At 57.4% G+C, this 21,921-nt stretch carries 25 protein-coding genes; 4 read left to right on the top strand and 21 right to left on the bottom strand.

Annotated features, from left to right (window positions below):
• Window positions 1-240: 240 nt before the first annotated feature.
• The 16 genes from ACTNBB_RS00690 to ACTNBB_RS00765 all read right to left on the bottom strand — a co-directional run bounded on the left by ACTNBB_RS00690 (window position 241) and on the right by ACTNBB_RS00765 (window position 9,571).
• The gene (locus ACTNBB_RS00690) at window positions 241-621 is read right to left on the bottom strand and encodes a hypothetical protein (protein ID WP_441070967.1); all 381 of its coding nucleotides are present in this window, start codon (window positions 619-621) and stop codon (window positions 241-243) included.
• Window positions 608-793: a Lar family restriction alleviation protein gene (locus ACTNBB_RS00695; protein ID WP_441070969.1), complete on the bottom strand. Its 186-nt coding sequence runs from the start codon at window positions 791-793 to the stop codon at window positions 608-610. The genes ACTNBB_RS00690 and ACTNBB_RS00695 overlap by 14 nt, the downstream gene beginning before the upstream one ends.
• On the bottom strand, window positions 793-1,533 hold the full coding sequence (locus ACTNBB_RS00700; protein WP_441070971.1) for a hypothetical protein: 741 nt from the start codon (window positions 1,531-1,533) through the stop codon (window positions 793-795). The genes ACTNBB_RS00695 and ACTNBB_RS00700 overlap by 1 nt, the downstream gene beginning before the upstream one ends.
• Window positions 1,533-1,913 (bottom strand): hypothetical protein, encoded by a 381-nt coding sequence (locus ACTNBB_RS00705; RefSeq protein WP_441070973.1) that lies wholly within the window; start codon window positions 1,911-1,913, stop codon window positions 1,533-1,535. Before ACTNBB_RS00705 ends, ACTNBB_RS00700 begins: the two co-directional genes overlap by 1 nt.
• Window positions 1,914-2,416: 503 nt before the next feature.
• Window positions 2,417-2,761, bottom strand: coding sequence for a hypothetical protein (locus tag ACTNBB_RS00710; RefSeq protein ID WP_441070974.1), 345 nt, complete (start codon window positions 2,759-2,761; stop codon window positions 2,417-2,419).
• Between the two features lie 270 nt (window positions 2,762-3,031).
• Window positions 3,032-5,257 carry a VapE domain-containing protein gene (locus ACTNBB_RS00715; protein WP_441070976.1) on the bottom strand — a complete coding sequence of 742 codons (2,226 nt, stop codon included), beginning with the start codon at window positions 5,255-5,257 and terminating at the stop codon, window positions 3,032-3,034.
• Complete coding sequence (locus tag ACTNBB_RS00720) at window positions 5,244-5,750, bottom strand: hypothetical protein (RefSeq protein WP_432316481.1); 507 nt, start codon at window positions 5,748-5,750, stop codon at window positions 5,244-5,246. The genes ACTNBB_RS00715 and ACTNBB_RS00720 overlap by 14 nt, the downstream gene beginning before the upstream one ends.
• Window positions 5,750-6,388 carry a hypothetical protein gene (locus tag ACTNBB_RS00725; protein WP_441070978.1) on the bottom strand — a complete coding sequence of 213 codons (639 nt, stop codon included), beginning with the start codon at window positions 6,386-6,388 and terminating at the stop codon, window positions 5,750-5,752. The genes ACTNBB_RS00720 and ACTNBB_RS00725 overlap by 1 nt, the downstream gene beginning before the upstream one ends.
• Window positions 6,388-7,038 carry a hypothetical protein gene (locus tag ACTNBB_RS00730; RefSeq protein ID WP_441070980.1) on the bottom strand — a complete coding sequence of 217 codons (651 nt, stop codon included), beginning with the start codon at window positions 7,036-7,038 and terminating at the stop codon, window positions 6,388-6,390. The genes ACTNBB_RS00725 and ACTNBB_RS00730 overlap by 1 nt, the downstream gene beginning before the upstream one ends.
• Window positions 7,039-7,503, bottom strand: coding sequence for a hypothetical protein (locus ACTNBB_RS00735; protein WP_441070982.1), 465 nt, complete (start codon window positions 7,501-7,503; stop codon window positions 7,039-7,041).
• Between the two features lie 10 nt (window positions 7,504-7,513).
• Complete coding sequence (locus ACTNBB_RS00740; protein ID WP_441070984.1) at window positions 7,514-7,723, bottom strand: hypothetical protein; 210 nt, start codon at window positions 7,721-7,723, stop codon at window positions 7,514-7,516.
• A 20-nt stretch (window positions 7,724-7,743) separates the two neighbouring features.
• Window positions 7,744-8,181, bottom strand: coding sequence for a hypothetical protein (locus tag ACTNBB_RS00745; protein ID WP_441070986.1), 438 nt, complete (start codon window positions 8,179-8,181; stop codon window positions 7,744-7,746).
• Complete coding sequence (locus ACTNBB_RS00750) at window positions 8,181-8,375, bottom strand: hypothetical protein (RefSeq protein WP_441056495.1); 195 nt, start codon at window positions 8,373-8,375, stop codon at window positions 8,181-8,183. The genes ACTNBB_RS00745 and ACTNBB_RS00750 overlap by 1 nt, the downstream gene beginning before the upstream one ends.
• Window positions 8,376-8,382: 7 nt before the next feature.
• Entirely contained in the window at window positions 8,383-8,550 is a 168-nt protein-coding gene (locus ACTNBB_RS00755) for a hypothetical protein (RefSeq protein WP_441056494.1), read from the bottom strand.
• Window positions 8,551-8,615: 65 nt separating this feature from the next.
• The gene (locus ACTNBB_RS00760; RefSeq protein WP_441070988.1) at window positions 8,616-8,834 is read right to left on the bottom strand and encodes a helix-turn-helix domain-containing protein; all 219 of its coding nucleotides are present in this window, start codon (window positions 8,832-8,834) and stop codon (window positions 8,616-8,618) included.
• Window positions 8,835-9,379: 545 nt separating this feature from the next.
• A complete protein-coding gene (locus ACTNBB_RS00765; protein ID WP_427748242.1) occupies window positions 9,380-9,571 on the bottom strand; it encodes a helix-turn-helix domain-containing protein in 192 nt (63 codons plus the stop codon).
• Between the two features lie 137 nt (window positions 9,572-9,708).
• On the opposite strand from ACTNBB_RS00765, the gene ACTNBB_RS00770 reads away from it, so the two are divergent.
• The 3 genes from ACTNBB_RS00770 to ACTNBB_RS00780 all read left to right on the top strand — a co-directional run bounded on the left by ACTNBB_RS00770 (window position 9,709) and on the right by ACTNBB_RS00780 (window position 11,722).
• Window positions 9,709-9,936 (top strand): helix-turn-helix domain-containing protein, encoded by a 228-nt coding sequence (locus ACTNBB_RS00770; RefSeq protein WP_441070990.1) that lies wholly within the window; start codon window positions 9,709-9,711, stop codon window positions 9,934-9,936.
• Window positions 9,937-10,515 (top strand): hypothetical protein, encoded by a 579-nt coding sequence (locus ACTNBB_RS00775; RefSeq protein WP_441070992.1) that lies wholly within the window; start codon window positions 9,937-9,939, stop codon window positions 10,513-10,515.
• 88 nt (window positions 10,516-10,603) lie between these two features.
• The gene (locus ACTNBB_RS00780; RefSeq protein WP_441056490.1) at window positions 10,604-11,722 is read left to right on the top strand and encodes a tyrosine-type recombinase/integrase; all 1,119 of its coding nucleotides are present in this window, start codon (window positions 10,604-10,606) and stop codon (window positions 11,720-11,722) included.
• Between the two features lie 352 nt (window positions 11,723-12,074).
• Here the strand turns inward: ACTNBB_RS00780 and ACTNBB_RS00785 are convergent, their stop codons facing one another.
• The 3 genes from ACTNBB_RS00785 to moaA all read right to left on the bottom strand — a co-directional run bounded on the left by ACTNBB_RS00785 (window position 12,075) and on the right by moaA (window position 16,000).
• Entirely contained in the window at window positions 12,075-13,361 is a 1,287-nt protein-coding gene (locus ACTNBB_RS00785; protein WP_441056489.1) for an MFS transporter, read from the bottom strand.
• A gap of 277 nt (window positions 13,362-13,638) precedes the next feature.
• A complete protein-coding gene (mobB, locus tag ACTNBB_RS00790; protein ID WP_441056488.1) occupies window positions 13,639-14,940 on the bottom strand; it encodes a molybdopterin-guanine dinucleotide biosynthesis protein B in 1,302 nt (433 codons plus the stop codon).
• Window positions 14,941-14,944: 4 nt separating this feature from the next.
• Window positions 14,945-16,000 carry a GTP 3',8-cyclase MoaA gene (gene moaA / locus ACTNBB_RS00795; RefSeq protein ID WP_441056487.1) on the bottom strand — a complete coding sequence of 352 codons (1,056 nt, stop codon included), beginning with the start codon at window positions 15,998-16,000 and terminating at the stop codon, window positions 14,945-14,947.
• A gap of 208 nt (window positions 16,001-16,208) precedes the next feature.
• Here moaA and ACTNBB_RS00800 point away from each other — a divergent pair, with 208 nt between their 5' ends.
• Entirely contained in the window at window positions 16,209-17,555 is a 1,347-nt protein-coding gene (locus ACTNBB_RS00800) for an MATE family efflux transporter (RefSeq protein ID WP_441056486.1), read from the top strand.
• Window positions 17,556-17,710: 155 nt separating this feature from the next.
• Here the strand turns inward: ACTNBB_RS00800 and ligA are convergent, their stop codons facing one another.
• Window positions 17,711-19,939, bottom strand: a complete 2,229-nt coding sequence (ligA, locus tag ACTNBB_RS00805; protein WP_441056485.1) for an NAD-dependent DNA ligase LigA — start codon at window positions 19,937-19,939, stop codon at window positions 17,711-17,713.
• A 448-nt stretch (window positions 19,940-20,387) separates the two neighbouring features.
• Window positions 20,388-21,848 (bottom strand): S1C family serine protease, encoded by a 1,461-nt coding sequence (locus tag ACTNBB_RS00810; RefSeq protein WP_441056484.1) that lies wholly within the window; start codon window positions 21,846-21,848, stop codon window positions 20,388-20,390.
• Between the last annotated feature and the right edge of the window lie 73 nt (window positions 21,849-21,921).

Raw genomic sequence — 21,921 nt, forward strand, 5'->3', positions numbered from 1 at the left:
CGCGCATGAGTTTCGTGCGCTCTTCGTCAAGCGCGAAATTGCTGCATTTGTAGCAGTGATCGCGGTAGCCAGCGTTGTCATACGGCACGGTTCATCACCTTCTTGCTGCATTGTCGGAAAAACCCTGACTTGCATTTCGTGTATCGTCCGCACACTGGGCATACGGTTGCCAACCCTCTCCTTGCTAGCGATTCCCAGTACTGGCGGTATCGGCGCTCGCGTAGCTCTTCTGGGGTGAACTTAGACTTCATCTTCCACCTCAGCGCCGCAATTTGGGCAATAGCGCCAACCGTAAACCGGCTTCTCGTGCTCGAACTCAGTGCCGCAACGCGAGCAGCGCATCCCCCACGAGCGCGAACCATGGTCGATTGAGCATTCAGTCATCTCGCACGTCGGGCGGTCGATTAGGTCTGCGAACAGCTCGACAACCGCCTGCGCGGAGAAGAACCCTGGGAAGTAGTGCAGCCCGTCACGGTAGTCGCACGCGGCGTCGAGCATGCGCATAAGTAGAAGCCCTACGTACTTAGGCGAGTCAATGATGCACCCGTCAACCTCGATATCAGACATATCAAGTGCGCACAGCTTTTGAGCTACCTCGTGCTTCTTTTCATAGGTAATCATTCGTCCTCCTGTTCCATGCTTCAACAGCATCTGTTTTGTCGTCATAAATTGATGATGAAGAACGGCAGTTCTCGCACCAAGCGTAATAGGCTTCAAAGCCGACCGAGTAGTCGTTTAAGACTTTCGCCTTGCCGCCGCAGAACTGGCATGGTTTCAGCTTGATTTCATCCATCAGTCCTCCTTGCTGCCCAAATCACAGCGTTGAGCTATGCGCTCCATGTCGACTTTTTCGAGTTCCTTGGTGCATCTGCCGATTATCTCGATGCGTTTTGCGAGATAGGAAACATCGTCCTTGTACCTCTGCGTCGATAGCCCCAAGTCCTCAAGTTCGCGGAGCTTCTTCTCTATTCTGCTCAAAAGGGAGGCCGCATTCCCCGCATAAGGCGTGACAATCGAGCCGGAGGCTTCTCTCAATAGGCTTCGGAACTCGTTGACGCGATTCTTCTCCGCACCTTTTCTAACGAAGCACAGTCCGATAGCCCTGCCGAAGTTCCAGCTGTAGTGCTGTTCCCTGTAAAGCGGAACGTAATACACGACGTCGCTATCGTCGTAGTCCTCGCATTTACGTGATGACGTCGCGTCATAGTCGTTGAGATTAAACGCCAACCGCAAACCATAAGGTACAGCAGTTTTCTTGAGGTACGCGTTTCGGTGGTAGAACATCGACGTTGATCTGCTTACATATCCATCATGCTCGCCGTGGCCAAGCTCGATGATTCGCCTGATGGATGCGTCATCACCGGTCTCGCCGTCTTTACGAAATGGAATATCAAGCTGGTAAGTGTCGATAAAATCCCATCCGCTGGAAGTTTTGACTGGAATCATGTAACCGTAGCCTTGGTCATTGCTGCAGCTGTACTCGTACACGTCGCCTGGTCTGATGCGATCTCCGTTGTCCTCTTCTCGCTTCATCAGTCCTCACCCCGCAGCTTACGGATACGGAGTGCAATGTCGCGCATGACAACCCTTTCGCATGTTTTGCCTTTATCGGCGATGCACGATGAGCAGTCGCACGCACTTTTGCCAAAATAGGCGCAGGATTCGTAATTTAGCGCGTCAGCGCCTCTGCCCAAATCATCAAGCAGCTTCTTCCAGCTGTCGGGCGGGGTTAGGCTAAGGTTATGCGGTGAAAAATGTGCACTGCTATCTGCAAGAACAACATCCCATATGTCTTTGTCTGGATAGAACGTGTACCAATCGACTTCCCTACGTTTTCCTTCCTTGTCGTACAGCACTTCGGTATCTAGCGGAATCTCGCGCCCCTCAGCGTCTTTCGGTAGCTCAACGGTCATTCGGTATCCTTTCTCAGTTCGCTATATTTGCCGTTATCGCTTGCTCATCCAGCGCTGAAGGCGCGATAATCGCTCGACCCTATACTGTCTAGGGTAAAGCCAAAACCACGCCTTATACGCGCTGAAAATCGGTTATTCGGTTTTGTCCACCTCTGGGGAAGGGGCACGGTTGAGAACCTTGATGCGTAGCTCCGCGCAATCGGCGCTCGGATAGGTATGCGCTACCTCGTCACGAATGTGCGCCGCGCATACCGCAACTCCGTAAGCATTAGCCATGCTTGTTCGGTCTGTTCCATGCGCTAGGAACGAATGGTACAGTTTGTCCACCCTATCCAACGCCCTCTCCCACGCTCGGCATCGCTCGCGGTACATCTTCATGCGGTCGCGCGTCTTGGATAACTTCGATTCGAGCCCTCGGCAATGGCGCTCTAGGTTCGCGTTTCGGCGCTTTAGATCTGATAGCTCTTCTGCATAGCTCAGTGCAAGCGATTGGTAGTCCTGCATCACTCATCACCGTTAAGCGTCTTGGTGAGATTGTCCACGTGCTTTTTGCAATCGTTCAACCTGTTGTAAACATCCTTCTCGAACTCTAAAAACCATTTTGCTGACACGAAATCGTACTGGCGAGTCTCGATAAGGCTTTGTCTGTTCTCGATAAATCCGATTCGCTTTTTCAGCTCAAGCAGTTCGTCAATTGCTACCAAGGCTAGAAGCAATGCAACGCTAGAACCGAACATCGCCGAGTACACGTTTTCAAGAGTCTTGAAATACATCACGAAATTAGCCACGGCGGCAACGGCGATAATCGCTTTCGCCAGCCATGATGCGTACTTCGCATACTTGCTCATGCGAACTCCTTTTCTATTTGGTTGTTGCTGTTTGTTACTCGAAAAACGGTGGGCAACACGTTTTTTTGAGATAAAAATTGGCATCTACCTGCGGTTTATTGGTTATGTGTTGCCCAAAAGTGTTGCCCTATAAATATAAAATATAACTTTATTTTTGATAGCTTTAGCTGATTCCGAGTAAAGCAATGGCAACAGGGCAACAAAACGCCAAAAAACATATGTCTACCTGCGATTTTGTATGTTGCCCTAGATGTTGCCTTATGTGTTGCCCTACGATGTTGGGCAACAAAGTTCCCATGCGCGGGATATTCCGTACCCCCTCACGCGGGCCTTTTCAATGCGTTTCCACTCAGGGTTATTATCCAAAGCCATCGTCACTTGTTGTTGCATGAACCGCTTGGTGTTGGTGAATTGGTAGTCCGAGTAACCCAAACCATCAATAAACACCATGCGGACGTTGACGCGCGTTATGCCCTTTGTCTTCAGCTCGTCAAGGTAGTTGTTGGTCGCCGTAATCAACGGGACTTCCTCGCTGAACTTCTGCTGATGCTCGGTCGCTTCTCTTAGGACTTCTGGCGGCAGGGTGAGAGATCGCAGGAACCTCTTCTCTCCCCACAGCTTGTAGAGCGCGAGCGTTTCTGCCCACGCCTGACGTATCATCACCTCACCCTCTCCGTTAAATAGGCGCGGGTCGGCATCAAGCATCGGTTTCTTTGACTCGACCAGCATGAAACGCCGTCCACCAGTGGAGTCATTTAGGAACGCGCCGTCATTGGTCGTGCCGAAGAACACGGCGGTACGCGGATGCTCGACAGGCGTTCTTGCGTAGCTCTCACGGTATATGTCCGTGGTCTGCGTAATCATGGACTTGATTTTGTTCTTGTCTTTGCCGTTGAATCCGTCAAGCTCTGGTATCTCAACAACCAGCCTTCCGCTGATTCGCTTTAGATCCTCGTTATCGAAGTTTGAAAAGCCCTCGACAAAGAAGTCTGGTGAAAGTGACAACAGCTTTACGAACGTGGACTTGCCGGTGCCCTGCTTTCCGACAAACACAAACATCTGGTCTGCCTTGCAGCCGGGGCACATAGCACGCGCCACTAGCTGACGGAACATGAGCTTTTCAACCTCCATGCTGTATCCCGTGGGCTCCACTTCCAGCATCTCGTAGGTGAGCATTCCGACAACCGCCGCGGATTCGCGCCACGTCTTGCCGCCGTCCTCGCTGATGCGGATGGGCGTTCCTGTGCATCCAGCCGTTTCCTCGTCCTTGTACTCGACGATGGGCAGTGTGTCCAGCAGGTCGTGCATCGGGTTGTAGCGCTGACCGTCAACGCCACCGAAACCGACTAAAGCATCCTCGAACTTCTGCTTGTTGCGAACGCCGTAATCGCGTTCAAGTACAGCTCGAAGGTTCACCGATTCGCTCTGCTCCATGACGTGCGGGCGCTCGAACTGAACGTCCGGGATGCATCGCCCTAGGACGTGCAGTCTTGAGTCGAACTTGTTGAACTTGATGTACTCGCGCACCTCGTCGAGATTGAGTAGGATGTTCTTGATCGCGTCCACTGTCTCATCCTTGATGCGGCTAGCAGGCTCAACTGGTCGGTCAAATATGCTGACGCCGGTTTTTTCAACCTCCCCCTCCCCCGCTGTGGACATTGGCTTGGTATCACCCACGGGATGCGAGTACTTGTTGCCCTGCTCATAGCGGCATACAGAACCTATGATTTTCATTAGCTCGCGCTCGTCCAGTGGAGGCTGGACTCTAGTGGAGTTTACTGTGTGCAGTATGCTGTTGATCTCCATCGAGTTGCAGCCGCGCGAACGTAGCGAGCTGGCGTACCTAAACAACGTATCGTTGCGGTTGACCGTAATCACATCATCAAGAACGAAACGTTCATGATGTTCGCCGCCATTGTTGCTTTGACGCACGTGGTCGATAAAGGAATAAACCCTATCGTCTGCTTGCGCCAGCTCACAATCATCTGGCGAAACGCTCCATTCGTAGTAATCGCCGCATGGGTGGAGTGACGGAGGAGCAACCACGTACCCGCCCTCTCCGCGAACGTCTACGCCTAGAGCGCCGCCAGCCGAGTTTCTAATCTCGCGTGAGGTGCGGTAGAACATCTGCTTGCCGCCTGAGCCAGTGATTTGCGTCCACGTCTCGGGCAGCTCGCCGTGCTCTACCTCCCAGTTGCGCAGCGTTTCAAGACCGTTGGCTTTTCCGTGAACGTCCAGGTCTATTACGATCAACCCGTAGGACGCTTTGCCACAAACGATGCCAACGTTGTAATCTGGGTCTGAGGTCTCAAACCCCTTGTACTTCCCGAAACCCCACCACACCTGAACCTGCTCGGGGTTGTCCGAGTAATCGGCGCTCCCGTGCTGTGTTGCCGGGACTTTATCCCTAACTTTCAGCGGGATAACGGCAAGTCCCTTGTCTATGTAATCGAGTGCCGCGCGAGCGCACGGCGGTACATACTCATTGGTATTCAATGCCCAATACCTCGCAAATGCGCTTGGCGCAGTTCCGCTTCGATGTGAACTCGAACCTCACGCCGTATTTCTTTTCCAACGTTGCGAGAATCTTAACGAGCGTTTGCCCGTGCATCGGTCGTGAGCCGCGCCTGCACCTCCGTCCACTCTCTCTAGGGGTGGAGCACATGCGGCAGCGCTTGCACACGTCCGATACCCATCTTTCGAGCTGGGCAGGGTCGTTGTATTTCTCGTTCGATTCAACCAAAACAAGAAGGCGGTAGCCAGCAGCCGCCGCCCTCTCGCACTCACGCACGAAACGCGCGTGGTCTCTTCCAACATCCATGACAAGCTCTTGGATGCTGTTCTTGGTGTCGATGGATATGTTGGAGCCGGGGCGCTGATAGTCTCCGAAATCGAGTTTCATAGTGACCAGCGGAACCCCGTGCTCCATCCACCATTTGTTCTTTGTTACATGCTTGCCAGCTTTTTGACGACTATCGACAATGAGCATTAGAACGGAATGTCATCGTCTGTAGCCGTGGAAACGCTCGTTGGGTTAAGCGGGGCAAGCGTGGACGCAATGTTATTGTTCTCGTACTCGTCCAGCCATTCCTCGGCATCGTTGATACCCGCACGCTTGAGCGCATCAATCTTGCCAGCGTGGTCGAGCATCTTGGGCTTGGGGTTGGCGTTCTTGCCATCCTGAATGTCCTTGGTGGTACAGAAGCGGAAAGCGCGAGCGCCGCCCAGCTTGAACTCGGACGTTTTCTTGTCGAAATACTCTTCCTCTCGGAAAACGATACCGATGACCTTGCCCTCAAGCATCTTGTACTGTCCGGCATCGAGCGCGGCAACGGCATCGAAACCCGTGTTGCACTCGGTGATGGCCTCCATGCGACCCTTGAAAATGGGCAGCGCCTTTTCCTTGTAGGACAAGATCATGTGGTGCGCCCACGGCTTGTCCTTGTAGAAGTCCGAAGAGTAATAGCCCTCGAACTCGCCTACCTGAATGTCGAACAGGACATCGAGATATTCCTTTTCCTCGTTGTCCGTGACCTCAGTGATGATGCACGCATACGCGCCTGGGGTGATGTTCTTAAATTCGCCCTCGGCCTTGGCCTTGATGGAATTGAGGTTGAGTTGACGCATTACTGCTCTGTTCCTTTCGTCTCTTGTTCATCCTTGATGGGCTTCATGCCCCAGTACTCCCTGAGAGCGGTGTCTACCGCTTTAAGGTCGTTGTCCATCTTCTCCGGCAAGCTCCCCATCGGGGCCTTTGCAAGATTTCGACCGTTGTTCTCGGTCACGAACACGTGGTTGCCGTCCTCGACAACACAGTCGATAACCACTGGACATGCGCCCGCAATGTTCCACTTCTCGTCAAGCATCTTGCCGACGGTCATGACCTTTTCGTTGCCGTTCGCGTCCTCGTCCACGTGGTGGAGAAAATAAACGATTGTGTCTTGGTCTGTGCTGATCGCTGCGCTGATTAGCTGCTGGAAGTGGAGTGCCATTTCAGTGAACTTGTCGTAGCCCTTCTCGCGGGCACGATTGAAGTTCTCGTTTTGCATGAGGAAGGTTGAATCGTCCACCACGTAGCAGCGCAGGTTATTCTTGCGCATGGTGTCAATGATTTGGCGGTACACGGGACGGTTCGCCTGCGGGAACTTAGCCCCGCCACGGAACGGCAAAGGCTTACCGAGGACATTGAAAATGCCAACCTCGTCTGGCGAGAAGTTGCGCAAGGATGTTGACTTGCCTGAGCCTGACTTGCCTAGGACAAGAATTGCTGTGCCCATCTACTCCACCTCTCCAGTAAGCAGCGCGGCAGCGGCAGCACCGAGGTTGTTCCCCAGGGCTTCGACCACCTTTTGCGTCTGTACTCGAACGGTCGTGCCTGTCATCATAGGCGGCTCGAAACGCTCTACCATCTCACATCCATCTGGCAACTCTCCATCGGCAACGGCGGCGTCCAGAACCAAATCTGGCTTGACGGTGACAAGGCGATTGAGCGTATCTAATCCACCATCGGACGTGCGAAGCCACTCAACGAACTCCTGCGCGTTGGCGATGGATGGGAAATGCCCGACTTTAGGCTTGCTCATTCGCGCCGAGATCGTACCGACCTTCTGACCGTTCACGGTGAGCTGCTTCTGGGTGACTCCAAATGACATGAAGTCATCGCGCATCTGCGCATCGACTTCCTCGCGTACCTGTTTCTCTGCCTGCTTAACGGCCTTGCCGAAAGCGGTGATGACAGCCAAGCGCTCCTCGTTACTCACGTTCGGCATCGTTAACCGCCTTGCAAAGAGACTGGCCTAACAAGATGGATGATTCCTCCACCACGGGGAACTCATGCACGTGGCAATCGTCCTCGCCGCCGAAAAGGGCTCCGTTCGCTCCCTTGCTCACGGCAAGCGCCGTCTCCCTGTTCTTGAAAACGCCAATGGGCGTGTAGCCTTGGCTCACGACATAGACTTTCATTTATCTTCCTTTCGTTGGGGCTATTCGTCCCGTTTCCTTCGCTTCTTCTTTTCGCGCTGATATTCCGATTCTGCGGCTCGTTCGCTTCTCCCCTCGCGCATAGCCTGTGCCTTGCGCTTCGTCCAGCAGGTGGGGCAAAAGCCAGCCCTGCCAGCCACCGTGCCGGGTCGAGCGTCATAGCATCCGCACTCGACGCACTTGCGCACGCCGCTCTCGGGGTATTTGCTTAGCGGGAACTTCAGGCACCTGTAGGCGTGCATCCTCACGGCTTCTGGGCTTCGGTAGTAGCCCATGCCCTTTAGACCTTCGGAAATAAGCACGTATCCATCGGTGCGGTGCTGGGATATATACCTGTCCTCGGCATCGCGCCAAAAGTAGGTGGACTTGTTACGAGCACGCTTAACAACTCGCGCACGTTCCACAGAATCAACACGATAGTTCTTCGTGCGCTTCGGCATTAGTTCAGCACCCCCGCGCGGTACATGCGCATGATTCCGCGCTCGGCATCGCGCTTGGTAGCGTCACGTCCGAGACCGGTAATAGCCTTGCGCACCCATACCGCGCCAGTGGATCCGTAATTGCCGCCGTCCATCAACTTACGGGCGTACCAAACGCCGCCCCTCTGCTCCGCAGTCCATCCGAAAAACGACATGACCCTCCTAGTAGTACATGCCGCTCGGCGCGGTGCCCTCGATTTTCCCAGCGATGATGAACAGTATGAGCAGGACGGCGGCGCATATAGCGCTTTGTGTCCGCTCGCTCTTCCTGCCCCACCATCCACTGACCATATCGAATGCCGCCAGCGCCAGCGTGCTGATATAATCCATTTGAGACCTCCTTTCTTTCGGGTCTTGAGCCGTTTCCCGTGTTGGTAGCCCGTGGAACGGCTTTTTTAGTTTTCATTCATCCAGCGGTCGAACTCGTTCACGCTGATTAGCGCGTTGCGCTTTCCGTAGGTCTTGAACTTCAGGCGTCCCGCCTTGTGCTCCGCATACAAGGTGGATCGCGGCACGCCCGAATAGAGCGCCGTCTGACGGACTGTGTACGCCATTTGCGGTTTAAGCCCGGCGGCTATAGCGAATTGCAGCGCTCGGCTTTGGATCTCTTCCATGCTTCACCTCCTAGAGCCGCCAGCGCGATACTGCCTAGGTACACAATCAAAAGGGGCTATACAAATTTCCTTATGACACGGCAGTACCGCGTTCGCGGTTCTATAAGTGCGCCCCAGCGCAATGCGGTACGTATCCTGATTTGCTTATAGGCGGACTGAGAACTAATCGAGATTTACGATGACTTGATTAGCGGATACGCACCACGTGACGCTGGGGCTTTGATATGGGATGCGTGGGATACGCGGTCATTTCCTACCGCGCTACGGCTCTCCACGCTTACCGCCAGCCCGTGGGCTGGAATCTTGGTTTCGCCTAGCCAGCTCCGGCTAGACTCGCGTATTACGCTGTCCTTCCTTCCGACACCTTGCAGGGCATCGGCAAAGGCTCTATGCGGTTCTCAAGGGGCGCTATCTCCCTTTGCGTCCCGCTCGCACCGTACTGGCGAGTGTGGTTGGCCCGATCGCAGGAGGCATTGTTCACGTAGAGAGGTTCGTGATTCGCCAGTGCGGCGCGTGCGAAACGCAGTTGGTAAATAAGTGGTTGGCTAGCAAAAGTCAGAAACTTTGCATCCGATAATTAGTGCGATAGTTCTAACTTCGTTCCAAAGCCACGGGGTCTCTCCCGTGAGTTTGTTGGTCAGTGAATCTGGAGTAATCCCAAGTTCGGCAGCCATCTTTTTCTTGGTGTTGCCGGACTTTTGCAACCATCCTCCGACCTTCTCTGTAATCTTGTCCATTGGCTAACCTCCTTTCGTGTTGTCAATTGGCAACTCATAAGTTAGTTGTTAATTGACAACTTTGCAAGAAGATTTTTTGCCTATTGGCAATTTTTTTTGTATTTAGTACAATTCAGGGACGACAGAAGGAGGGTCTCATGGCATTCACCGAAACCCTAAAAGCCGTAATGAAAGCAAAGAACTTAAGGGCAGTGGATATTGCATCAGATGAAGTCACATCTCCATATCTGTCTCGTCTTCTTAACGGAAAAGTTAAAGAACCGACTTGGCAAAAAGCCCTGGTTATTATCAAGTCTCTCGATATGACCGTTGATGATTTCTGCGAGCTTGAAGACCAAATCGCAAAATCAAAGGAGATGGAGTAGATGGAACTCAGCAGAAGGGCGTTCATTGCGACGGTGGCGGCAGGAGCAATCGGTCTTGCAGGATGCGGGACGAGCGGACAGGAGCCGTCCGGCTCTGCGAAACAGGAAAAGAAGCCCAAGGCCAAAAAGAAGGCAGTCCGAAAGACCGCGAACGTTGGCGATGCCGTTGAAGTCAAATCGAATCTCGGCAAGCTCACCATAACTGTAGAGGGGTGCGATGCGTCCCAGTCGCTCACGCAGAAATATCAGGGCGGCTCAGAAGGGATAGCGGACGGCAACGTGGTATGTGCCCTCATGCTCATTGTTGGCAACGAGAGCGTGAAAGACCCGAACGGCAACGATGGGTTCGAGTACAACCAAGCCGGAATCGACTTCACCACACCTGACGGCGTGTCGGTGACTCCGTTCAGCTCGGGGTATGACTATAAGGGCTACGGCGACGCGCTCGCCGGGTACATGCTCGCCAATAAGGGGCAGACAGATCGTGAAGCTGTGTTCTTCCAAGTTCCCGACTCCACGCAGGAGATAATTGCGAAGCTCGGGGATACGGACGTTACCGTGCCGATAACCCGCGTATAGCCATCAAAAAAGCGCCCCACCAACCCGCCAAGACCAGTGGAGCGCCGCCCTTCCTGCAAACCTACAATTAGAAGGGAATAGGTTCATTATGCCACGTGCATCATGGGGAACCAAAACCAAAATCGACAAGAACAAATGGCGCATCAGATGGTGCGAGTGGGACGGGCTCAATCGCGTACGCAGATCTAAAACGCTCTATCCCTGCACATCGCGCGAAGCTGACGATGAGTTGCGCCGCCTTTGGCAACTCCATCACCTGCCGCCAAATGAGCGCGTAGTGCCGTGCCCAACGTTCGCACAATGCTGGGACGAATGGTGCCTTCCGGAACTAACCGAAAAGCTCGAATCTGGCGAAATATCGAAAAATACAATTGTCAACTACCGCAGCGCATGGCGCTCAAAGGTATCGCCGCGATGGTCGTCCACCCAAATGAACAAAGTGGATGTGGAGGAATACCAACGCTGGCTCAACGGATTCACGCCATCGCAGGCGCACATGTCACAGCTGGTCGTGCTCAACCTAGTCAATTGCGCGAAGCTGCACGGCGTGGACGGTATCAAGTTCGCAGACGTTAAATACAAGATGCCACGCAAGAAGAAGCGCGTAGGCGATGGAGGGCTAGAGGTATACAAAGTTGACGAGATGGACAGCATCCTTGAAGCCTTACGCGGCAACCGCATAGAGGGAACCGTAATCCTCATGGCTAAAGGCTCATGCCGTGTCGGTGAAGCAGTTGCAGCGGCAGTTGAAGATATAACGTTCCAGCAGTACCACGGACGCACATACGCTATCTACGACCTCCACCGCCAATTCGCCCAGCGCGGTGAGTTCGATCCGCTGAAAACCGTTGACAGCTACCGGCCAGTGATCGTACCGCCACCGTGGAGCCTGCGCCTTTCCGAGATAATCGAGCAGCGCAAGCAGGACGATGAACTATACATCTGCGACAACGGCACAGGCTATCCCATGAACCGTTCATCCATCGCCGAGAGGTGGAAGGAATCGCTAGGCGATATGCGCTATCTGACCATGACCAGCCTACGCAACTCATGGGCAACCGCTATGCTTTGGAAGTACGGCATTCCCGCCCAGATGGTTGACAAAATGATGGGTCACTCAGCAAAAAATATTCTCGGCAAGCATTACGACAAACCAGACCATGAGCTGTTCATCGAGACGCTGGACAACGCATTATTTGGAAATTAGTTAGGTACCATTAAGGACAAGTTAGGACGCAAAACCTTTATGCAAGCGTTCTACCTGCGGTTTTATGCTCGACCTATATACCGCTCTAGTATACAAGGCAACGCCGGCTTGGAGCAGGCGCTTTACCCAAATGCAGCGAAAACGTAACGAGGGCGGCGGTTGGCAGGCGGCGGGCCGGCGGTTCTGCAGCGAAACCGCACCGTCCATAGCGAAAACCGCCACAAAGGTGCCTGTGAACTGCGCCCTTTGTGGTGGCCGGATCCGCAGGATGGCATGACCCGGGGCGCAAACCATCACAACATTCGACGTTATTCGGCAAAATCGCGATTTTCATCGAATGTTGTGATGGTTTTTACTGCTTTGCGGCACGATCCAAATGCCGGCGTCCAAACAGCAGCAGTGCCGCGGGAACCGCCGTCACGACCATACCCGCCCCGATGAGCGTCTGCTGCACGCCAAACGTCGCCGCCAGCCACGGGGCAATCGCCAGCGGCGCCACGCCGGCGAACATGTTGCCAAAGCCCATGACCGAGTTGACGCGACCGAGCTGTTCGAGCGGGGCCGTCGTTTGCACGATCGTGTTGTGGAGCGGGTTGACGACGCCCCAGGCCACGCCCAGGGCAATCTGGCCGACAAGGGCTACGCCCACGTACGGTGTCCCCACATAGAGCAAACTTCCCAGGCCCACGGACAGAAGCGCCACAAGCAGCGTCTTAAGGTTGACCAGGTGCGGCGGCAAGCGGAGCGCGACCACGGCGCCCAGCACCGCGCCCACGCCGCAGGCAGACGAGAGCCAGCCCATCCACTCGACACCGACATGCAGGACATCACGGTAGAAGAATGACTCCAGTGGATCGAAGGCGCCATAGCCAAAGTTCGAAAGGAAAATAATGCAGAACAGCAGGGCGAGGACGCTGTTGGTAAAGACTGTCTTGATGCTGGTCACGAAGGTAGCGCGGGTGGATTTATTGGAGTCGGAGCTTTGAATGGCAGTACTTGCCGTTGTGCTGCTATCCGCGGGAGCACTTTCGCGCGCGGCGACGCGACCTGCTTGCGGCCTAAAGCCCCAACCGGCGACGAGCGCCAGTACGGTAAAGATCATCATGAGCAAAAACACCGCGTGTGACGATGCAGCCGCCGCGACAAAGCCGCCCAGCGTGGGGCCGACGATAATGCTCACGTTGGAGGACATGGTGATGGCGGAGTTGATGTCTTTGAGCTCGACGGGGTCGTCGGTGAGATACGCCGGATAGGACGTGGCGACGGGCTGGGCGAATCCTATCACAAAGCCCAGGAGCACCGCGCCGGCAAGGACTGTTCCGGTCGCGCTGCCAAAGGCGATAATCGCCGCGCCGGTTGCCAACGTGCCGAAGATACTCGCCCGGAAATGCCGGCACGGACCCCAAGCGTCAAGCGCCGCTCCACCCGCAAAGGATCCCAGGATCACGAAGACGTTCATAAACAGGACGGCCAGCGATGTCGCAACGACCGAGGCATCGTCTGCATAGGTGAGCGTTCCGATGACGCCGATGAAGTAGCTGGTCTGAAAGCCGGTATTTATGAGGAAGCGCATTGCCACCAGGTGCTTAGCCTGCGCGGACAACGAAGGGTGAGGTTTTGAGAGAAGAGATACGAGCACGGAGACTCCTCGTTTCATACGAATACGGGCGGTGGACATTCGTCGCCGTCTGTCAAATCAATCTATCCGCATGAAACATTAAGGACGCATCAGGACCCTTCTCTCCGTTTTTCGCCCGTCATGAACTACTTGGTAGATTGTAAGGCATGTCACAAAAATCTACCAAAGCAAAAACCACCACAAAGATGCCTGGCCCCTCTGTGGTGGAAATGACGTTTGCCCAGATAGAACCTGCCAAAATAAACCTGTCCCTTTTTGGTAGGTTCAGCGCCAAGCCTTAAAGGTGGTCTTGGATAAGGTCGCAGATGGCGCGGGCGTCGTTGATGTTGATGGCTCGGGTCGCAAAGCCTGCGTCGAAGGCCTGACGTGCCAGGGCTTCGTTGCAGGCAAGGGCCAGCGTGCGGCCGTCGACCAGGTCGAGCGAGCTCTTGCCACGCAGACGGTCGACACCGGAGCGCGCGACCACGATGTTGTCGAAGCCCTCGGTCTTGTAGCCCTCGATGATCACCACGTCGACATCGTTGTAACGCGACAGCAGCTCGCGCGCGGGCATCTCGTCCCCCTCGCGCGTGTCGGCGTACTCCGCCCAGCGCGTGGCGCAGATGAGGCCCACGTGCTTGGATCCGGCCTGGTGATGGCGCCAGGTATCCTTAGCGGGCACGTCGATATCAAAGCCGTGGTGCCCGTGATGCTTGAGCGAACCCACGCGCAGGCCGCGACGGGTGAGCTCGGCGATAACCTTCTCGACGAGCGTGGTCTTGCCCGAGTTCTGGTAGCCGATAAACGCGATCGCGGGGACGGCCGGTGTCGGAGCTGCGGGCGCGACGGCGACGGGTGCGCTCGCGGGTGCGGCACCGTCAGTGGCCACGGCCTCGACAGCAGCGGCCTGACGCTCTGCGCGGTCCCACACGCCCGAGCGGCCGCCCTCCTTGTGCAGCAGGCGCACGTCGACGATCTCCATACCGCGATCAACCGCCTTGCACATGTCATAGATCGTTAGGCACGCGGCACTCGCGCCGGTCAGGGCCTCCATCTCGATACCCGTCTTGCCCGTCACGCCGGCCGTAACCAGTACGTGAAAGCCAACCTGCCCGTCCGCGCGCGCCGGTGCCCAGCCCTCGGGCACGTCCTCGTCCGGCGTCCCCGCCGGAGCGATGGGCGCAATGTCGCACTTGCTCTTGGTAATGAGCAACGGATGGCACATGGGAATGATGTCGCTCGTGCGTTTGATGGCCATGATGCCTGCCACGCGCGCGCAGGCAAGCACGTCGCCCTTTTTGGCGCGGTCCTGCAGCACCATGGCCTGTGTCTCGGGATGCATGAGGATGGTGCCCTCGGCGATGGCGATGCGATGGGTCTCGGCCTTGTCGGACACATCGACCATGCGCACCTCGCCCTTGGCGTCCACGTGCGTCAGCTCGTCGCGGCGGGCGTCACGGGCGGGTTCGGTGGCCGCGCTGGAAGTCGGCTGCGCGGACGCGTCGGCGTTGCCAGCATTCGCCGCGGCCGTGGCTTTGTGGGCAGACATCGCGGCCCTGCGAGCGGCCTTGGTGGCATCGGCGTACCTGCTCTTGGCCATATGATCATCCTCCGATTTGGGACATAAATCGTTGCGTACCCTCAATTATCGCGTGTTCCTGCGGTTTGTGGGCCACGGCATCGCGCCAAATCGAAAGTACCTGCATATCATCACCACGGCGCAGGGCGTCGCGCACCGAATACTCGGCATCGCTAAACAGGCACGGACGCACGTTGCCATCGGCCGTCAGGCGCAGACGGTTGCAATTCGCACAAAAATGGTTGGACATGGCGCTAATGAAGCCAACCGTTCCCGCCGCGCCCGGAAAGCGCCAATAGCGCGCAGGGCCCGCGCCGGCAGGAGCGTCGTTGATGTCGAGCGGCTCGAGCTCGCCCAGTCCCCTCGCGGTGGCCCCGGCATTGATGCGCGCCCGCAGCTCGTCACTCGGCACGGTATCGCTCGCGTCCCACAGCTCGGGATTGAGCGCGGGCGCATGCGGGTCCACAGCGCAATGCGAGCTCGTGTGCTCGTCGCCGATGGGCATATATTCGATAAAGCGCAGGTGGATGGGACGGTCGAGCGTGAGCCGCGCGAGGGCCGCCACATCCTGGTTGAGCCGGCGCACAACAACGCAGTTGACCTTAACGGGCTCAAAGCCCCAAGCCAGCGCCACGTCGATGCCGGCCATGGTCTGCTCGAGCCGACCCAGGCGCGTGATCTTTCCAAAGAGCGTAGGGTCGAGCGTGTCGAGCGAGATGTTGACGCGGTTAAGCCCGGCATCTTTGAGCTGCGGCGCCAGCTTGGGCAGCAGGGCGCCGTTGGTGGTGAGCGAGATGTCCTCGATCTGAGGGATCGCGCGGATGTCGCGAATAAGCGGAATAATACGGCGGCTGACCAGCGGCTCGCCGCCCGTCAGGCGCACGCGGCGAATGCCCTCCCCCGCCATCAAGCGCACAAAGCGGGCGATTTCCTCGGCGCTGAGTAACTCGTCGTGTGCACGGGGCGCCACGCCATCGGCCGGCATGCAGTAAATGCAGCGGAAATTGCACTTGTCGGTAACGGCAATGCGCAGGTAGTTGATATCGCGGCCAAAACCGTCATGCTGCACGTGCCCGTCCACGCAGCCCTCCCCCCACGCGGCGTTTTATTCTTCGAAAAACATAATACCCCACGAGAGAATCATGCCGACACCCGTACGACAGGACAGGTCGCTTCGAACAAGACCGGCTTTCCAAGCCCATCCTCAACACACAAACCTTGACTCTACAATCGTTATAGGGTTTTCACTACACTGGTACGGAAACAGACCCAGCCAGAAAGCCCCACCTATGGAACACGACCTCACACGCGGCAATGTCCTTAAGACCATCGCGGTCTTTGCCCTGCCCTATATGCTCTCGTACTTTTTGCAGATGCTCTACGGCATGGCCGACCTGTACATGATGGGGCAGTTTAGCGGTGCCGCCGGCATCACCGCCGTGGGCAATGGCGCGCAGACGCTCTATATCATTACCGTGACGCTCGTGGGTCTGGCCATGGGAACGACGGTTATCGTCGGCCACGCCGTGGGCTCGCGCCGCTTCGATCGCGCCGAAACCGTCATCGGCAACACTATCACGCTGTTTATGGGTGTCTCGGTAGTGCTGGCAGCCATCCTGCTCGCACTGTGCCCGCAGATCGTGGCACTTATTGGGACGCCAGCCGAGGCAGTCGAAGGAACCGCCGCCTACCTGCGCATCTGCTTTGTCGGCATTCCGTTTATCGCCGCATACAACATCCTCTCGGCCATCTTTCGCGGGCTGGGCGATACGCGCTCGCCCATGTACGTGATCGGCGTGGCGTGCATCATCAACATCGCGCTCGATTTTCTGTTTATCGGCCACATGGGGCTCGGCCCCGTGGGTGCGGCACTCGGCACGGTAACCGCCCAGACGGCAAGCGTTGCCCTCGCGCTCGTGTGGCTTAAGAGCCGCCGCACGAACATCCACGTTAAGCGTAGCGACCTGCGCCCCCAGCCCGAGGTGCTCGGCGGCATCCTTAAGATCGGCGTGCCCGTGGCCGTGCAGGACGGCTGCATCCAGGTGGCGTTTATGTTTATCACCGTCATCGCCAACCACCGAGGGCTCGTCGACGCCGCCGCCGTGGGCCTGGTCGAAAAGATGATCAGCTTTTTGTTCATTGTTCCGAGCTCCATGGGTGCCACCGTCAGTGCACTCACGGCGCAAAACGCCGGCGCGGGCAAGGGCGACCGTGCGCGCCAGGTGCTCAAGGACGCCATGACCATCTCGGTGGTGTACGGCTGCCTGATCACGGTGCTGATGTGGATGGTGGCGCCGGCGTTTATTGGCTTTTTTGCCAAGGACGCTGCAGTAGTCGCTGCCGGCACCGGCTATATGCGCAGCTACATTTTCGATGCAATCTTTGCCGGTATCCACATTTGCTTTAGCGGCTTTTTCGCTGCATATGGCAAGAGCTACATCGGCTTTGCGCACAACGTGCTGGCCGTGGCACTCATTCGCGTGCCGGGCGCGTGGCTGCTGTCGAACGCCTATTCCGACACGCTGTTTCCCATGGGCATCGCCTCGCCGTGCGGGTCGATTCTGTCGGCAGTCATCTGTGTTGTCGCGTTTACCGTGCTCAACCGGCGCGGGGCTTTTGACAAGTTAGCAGCGTAGCGGGGCAACGCGAAATCGCCCTCATTGACGACATCATCAGCGACGACCCCGCGACCTACGTGACGCAGATCACGATGCCGGTTTCCCCAACAAAGTAAGAACCGCCCGGAAGGCATCGCGCTTTCGGGCGGTTCTTCAATTTGACTATTGATGCCTTAAGCCTGGGGCACCTCACCGGTAGCCAAGATCTGCTCGAGTGCGTCCTCGTCCAGCACGGGTACGCCCAGCTGCTCGGCCTTGGTAAGCTTGGAACCCGCTTTGGGACCGGCAACCAGATAGCTCGTCTTCTTTGATACGCTGCCCGAGACCTTGGCGCCGAGCACCTTGAGCGCTGCGCCCGCCTCGTCGCGCGTGCGGTTGACGAGCGTGCCGGTGAGCACGAAGGTCAGACCCGCGAGCGGCTGTGCGTCGGCGAGCTCGCCCGCCACGCCAGCGTCGGCTGCGGCCTGCGCGTGCGCGGCGCCCAAATCGACCTCGAGCGACAGACCCGCCTGACGCAGGCGCTCCAGCACGGCAAGGTTCTCGGGCACGGCCAGGAACTGCTTGACGCTCGCCGCAATCTTGGGACCGATGCCCTCGCACTCGGCGATGTCCTCTTCGCTCGCCAAGATGAGCTTGTCAATCGACAGGAATCGCTCGGCGATGACCTCGCCCACGCTTTTGCCCACGTGGCGGATGCCCAGGGCAAACAGCACGCGACCGAGCGGCTGGCTCTTGGACTTGTTGAGCTCGGCGACGATCTTTTCGGCCGTCTTGAGGCCCACCGGAATGGGGTCGCCCTTCTTGACGCCCTTTTTGCTGTTGGAACTGGCATAGGTGCGGCCCGTGTCCAGGCCGGCGATGTCGTCGACCGTGAGCTGGTAGAAGTCTGCGACGTCGTGAATCAGCCCGGCGGCGATCATCTTGTCGACGATCTCGTCGCCCAGGCCGTCAACATCCATGCAACCGCGGCTCACCCAATGGAGCAGGCGCTCCTTGAGCTGTGCGGGGCAATCGATGGAGACGCAACGGTAAGCGACCTCGCCATCCTCGTGGACAACGGGGCTGCCGCACACGGGGCAGACCTCGGGCATGTGCCAGTCGACCGAATCGGCCGGGCGCTTATCGAGCACCGGGCCCACGACCTCGGGGATTACGTCGCCTGCCTTGTGCACGATGATGGTGTCGCCCTCGCGCACGTTTTTGCGACGGATCTCGTCGATATTGTGCAGCGTGGCGCGCGCGATGGTGGAGCCGGCAACCGTCACCGGGTCGAACTCGGCGACCGGCGTGAGCACACCGGTGCGGCCCACCTGGATGCGAATTTCGCGCAGGATGGTCTGCTTTTCCTCGGGCGGGAACTTAAAGGCAATGGCCCAGCGTGGTGCGCGAGCGGTAAAGCCCAGGTCGAGCTGCTGCTGGAAGCTGTCAACCTTTACGACCACGCCGTCGATGTCGTAATCCAGGTCGCCGCGGTGCTCGAGCGCCTGGGCACAAAACTCGTGGACCTCGGCCGGCGTGGCACAACGAGCCACGTTAGGGTTGACGCTAAAGCCGGCGCTACGCAACCAGTCCAGAAACTCGCGCTGGCTGTGGACGTGCAGCGGATCGGTATCGGCGATGGCATAGATAAAGGTGGCCAGGTCGCGGCGCGCCGTGACCTTGGGATCCTTCTGACGCAAGGATCCAGCAGCGGCATTGCGCGGGTTGGCGAAGGGGTCGCGGCCCTCGGCATCGGCCTCTTCATTCAGGCGGACAAAGCTGCCCTTGGGCATATAGACCTCGCCGCGTACCTCGATGGTGCGCTCGCGGTCGGTGCCCATGTGAGCGAGCGCCGGCTCGGACAGGTGCATGGGCACATCCTTGATGGTGCGCACGTTGAGCGACACGTCCTCGCCCGTGGTGCCATCGCCGCGCGTGGCCGCGCGCACGAAGGTGCCGTTTTGGTAGGTAAGCGCGACGCCCAGACCGTCGATCTTGAGCTCGCAGGTATAGGTGACGCTACCGGCGCCGAGCGCATCCTCGGTGCGCTGGAGCCAAGCGTCGAGCTCGTCCAGATCCATGGCATCGTCCATGGAATACATGCGCGCCATGTGCTTGACCGGCGTAAACTGCTCGCTCACGTAGCCGCCCACGCGCTGGGTATAGCTGTCGGGCGTCACCAGGTCAGGGTAGGTAGCCTCGATTTCCTGCAGCTCAACGAGCATTTTGTCAAAGGCAGCGTCCGTGATCTCGGGCGCATCGAGCATGTAGTAGCGGTAAGCATGGTAGTCGAGCTCGTGGCGCAACTCAGCCGCGCGCGCTGCCGCCTGGGCACGGGTATCGGCCGGCGCAGCGGTATCCGTGCTCGCTGGCGTTTCGGTATCGATGTCCACGCCGTCACCAAACAGGCTCGATTGCTCCATAGCGGCACTCCTTCGCTCGATTTCAAACGGATACAAGAGTACCACCGGTCGCGATGGGGCCGAATAGCAGTCTCAAACCGCACCGAATTGGCAGCGACCGGACCAGGGTTGGACAGTTAATTCAGATTTGTATAATTACGCGCGCCGAATCGAGCTGAAATATCGGCTTTTCGCCCCAATCAATCGTTCTGGACGGCGAATTAGGTTTGCTTCCGTCTTCGAGACACCCATCTCGGCCCGTCTTTCATTTCAAAACCGCTCAAAACACGCCTCAGACCGCACCCGTTATATACAAATCTGAACTAACTGTCCAAGCCCTTCCGAACCATGCCCTTGCCATTTCTAAATGATCCGTTTTCCTCCGTCCCCAACGGATCAATAGGAAAAGAGGGGCTGTCCCGCGCCGGCGGAACAGCCCCTCTGGCTTCGATATGTGCGATACAGCTCGTTAGAAACCCTGACCGTAGCCTTGCCCCTGACCCTGTTGGCCCAGCAGTTCTTCCAGGTGCTGGCGCAGTTGCTCGTCGGTAATGCCGCCGTTGCCGGTGTCGGTCGCGCTGTCGTTCTGCTGCTGGTTCTGCAGCTCCTCGTCGGAGCCCAGCTCGACCGTGACCTTCTTCTCTTCCTTGCCGCGCACGAGCGTGATCTCGACCTTCTCGCCCACCTCGTGGCTGCGCAGCGCGATAATCAGGCCATCGGCGCTCGTAATCTCATCGTCACCCAGCTTGGTGATGACGTCGCCCTCTTGGATGCCAGCCTTGGCGGCAGGACCGTCCTCGACGACACTTGCCACATACGCGCCGCTATCGGTGCCGAGATTGTTAGTGCGGGCGTTGAGCGCGTTGACGCTCGAAAGCGTGGCGCCCAGGTACGGATGAACCGGCGTCTTGCCGTCGATGATCTGGTCGGCGATGTTCTTGGCATAGTTGACCGGAATAGCAAAGCCCACGCCCGAGCTGGAGCCCGAGTAGCTCTCGATAAGAGAGTTAATACCCACGAGTTCGCCATTGTCGTTAACGAGCGCGCCGCCGGAGTTGCCCGGGTTGATGGCGGCATCGGTCTGGATCATGTTGGCGTAGATGGTGTTGCCGCTGGTAGAACTCATGGCCGTGGAGCGATACAGCGCCGACACAATGCCCGTGGAGACAGATTGCTCGTTGCCGAACGGCGAGCCGATCGCCATAACCCACTCGCCCACGTTGAGCTTGGAGGAATCACCAATCTCGATCGGCGTGAGCTTGGAGGCGTCAGCATCCTTGAGCTTGATGACGGCCAGGTCGCTCGAGGCGTCGTTGCCCACGAACTCGGCCTCGTAGGTGGTACCGTCGTCCATGGTAACCACGTACTGGTCATAGCCATCGACCACGTGGTTGTTGGTGAGGATGTGGCCCTCGGTATCGAGCACCACGCCCGAACCGACGCTGCCCGAACCATCCGACTCGTCGGCAGACTGCGAAAGCGATCCATTCTGGCTACCGCTCGAAGTGGCGGTGATGGAAACGACGGAGGGCAGAGCCTTGGCAGAAACGGCCTCGGCAAGCGTGGTGTCCTCGGAGTCGATCGTAATCTTTTGCGTCGATGAACCCGAAGCACCCGCCGTCACGACATTCTTTCCGCCGCCAATGTTGAGCGTGCCACTCATAATGAGCGCGATGACCAGCAGGGCGCCGCAGGCGCAGCCGGCGAGCGCCGTAATAAAGATCGGCAGCTTTTTGGTCTTGGTCTTGACCACCGTGTGCTTGTTTACAACCTGCTGACCGCCCAGCGGCTGGCCGGTCCGTGTGTCGTAGGCCTGCACGTAGGGAATGTTGCCGTCGGCAGGCGTCGACTCCACCTGCACGCGCGGCTGCTGCTGGGTCTCGCCAGCGTTGCCCGCATCCTGGGGACGCTGGGAATCGTTCTCGCTCATGGCTGCGATCCTTTCGTCTAATAACCAAAGGCCCGCCAAACATGTGGCGGGCCATCATTGTTCACGTTGAGTT

This window comes from Collinsella sp. HCP28S3_B9 (genome assembly GCF_052066095.1).
Lineage (GTDB): Bacteria > Actinomycetota > Coriobacteriia > Coriobacteriales > Coriobacteriaceae > Collinsella.

What these genes read in the sequence shown, in the direction of transcription:
- ACTNBB_RS00690 (WP_441070967.1), bottom strand. Translation starts at nt 621, where the DNA reads ATGATTACCTATGAAAAGAAGCACGAGGTAGCTCAAAAGCTGTGCGCA.
- ACTNBB_RS00695 (WP_441070969.1), bottom strand. Translation starts at nt 793, where the DNA reads ATGGATGAAATCAAGCTGAAACCATGCCAGTTCTGCGGCGGCAAGGCG.
- ACTNBB_RS00700 (WP_441070971.1), bottom strand. Translation starts at nt 1,533, where the DNA reads ATGAAGCGAGAAGAGGACAACGGAGATCGCATCAGACCAGGCGACGTG.
- ACTNBB_RS00705 (WP_441070973.1), bottom strand. Translation starts at nt 1,913, where the DNA reads ATGACCGTTGAGCTACCGAAAGACGCTGAGGGGCGCGAGATTCCGCTA.
- ACTNBB_RS00710 (WP_441070974.1), bottom strand. Translation starts at nt 2,761, where the DNA reads ATGAGCAAGTATGCGAAGTACGCATCATGGCTGGCGAAAGCGATTATC.
- ACTNBB_RS00720 (WP_432316481.1), bottom strand. Translation starts at nt 5,750, where the DNA reads ATGCTCATTGTCGATAGTCGTCAAAAAGCTGGCAAGCATGTAACAAAG.
- ACTNBB_RS00725 (WP_441070978.1), bottom strand. Translation starts at nt 6,388, where the DNA reads ATGCGTCAACTCAACCTCAATTCCATCAAGGCCAAGGCCGAGGGCGAA.
- ACTNBB_RS00730 (WP_441070980.1), bottom strand. Translation starts at nt 7,038, where the DNA reads ATGGGCACAGCAATTCTTGTCCTAGGCAAGTCAGGCTCAGGCAAGTCA.
- ACTNBB_RS00740 (WP_441070984.1), bottom strand. Translation starts at nt 7,723, where the DNA reads ATGAAAGTCTATGTCGTGAGCCAAGGCTACACGCCCATTGGCGTTTTC.
- ACTNBB_RS00745 (WP_441070986.1), bottom strand. Translation starts at nt 8,181, where the DNA reads ATGCCGAAGCGCACGAAGAACTATCGTGTTGATTCTGTGGAACGTGCG.
- ACTNBB_RS00750 (WP_441056495.1), bottom strand. Translation starts at nt 8,375, where the DNA reads ATGTCGTTTTTCGGATGGACTGCGGAGCAGAGGGGCGGCGTTTGGTAC.
- ACTNBB_RS00755 (WP_441056494.1), bottom strand. Translation starts at nt 8,550, where the DNA reads ATGGATTATATCAGCACGCTGGCGCTGGCGGCATTCGATATGGTCAGT.
- ACTNBB_RS00760 (WP_441070988.1), bottom strand. Translation starts at nt 8,834, where the DNA reads ATGGAAGAGATCCAAAGCCGAGCGCTGCAATTCGCTATAGCCGCCGGG.
- ACTNBB_RS00765 (WP_427748242.1), bottom strand. Translation starts at nt 9,571, where the DNA reads ATGGACAAGATTACAGAGAAGGTCGGAGGATGGTTGCAAAAGTCCGGC.
- ACTNBB_RS00770 (WP_441070990.1), top strand. Translation starts at nt 9,709, where the DNA reads ATGGCATTCACCGAAACCCTAAAAGCCGTAATGAAAGCAAAGAACTTA.
- ACTNBB_RS00775 (WP_441070992.1), top strand. Translation starts at nt 9,937, where the DNA reads ATGGAACTCAGCAGAAGGGCGTTCATTGCGACGGTGGCGGCAGGAGCA.
- ACTNBB_RS00780 (WP_441056490.1), top strand. Translation starts at nt 10,604, where the DNA reads ATGCCACGTGCATCATGGGGAACCAAAACCAAAATCGACAAGAACAAA.
- mobB (WP_441056488.1), bottom strand. Translation starts at nt 14,940, where the DNA reads ATGGCCAAGAGCAGGTACGCCGATGCCACCAAGGCCGCTCGCAGGGCC.
- ACTNBB_RS00800 (WP_441056486.1), top strand. Translation starts at nt 16,209, where the DNA reads ATGGAACACGACCTCACACGCGGCAATGTCCTTAAGACCATCGCGGTC.
- ligA (WP_441056485.1), bottom strand. Translation starts at nt 19,939, where the DNA reads ATGGAGCAATCGAGCCTGTTTGGTGACGGCGTGGACATCGATACCGAA.
- ACTNBB_RS00810 (WP_441056484.1), bottom strand. Translation starts at nt 21,848, where the DNA reads ATGAGCGAGAACGATTCCCAGCGTCCCCAGGATGCGGGCAACGCTGGC.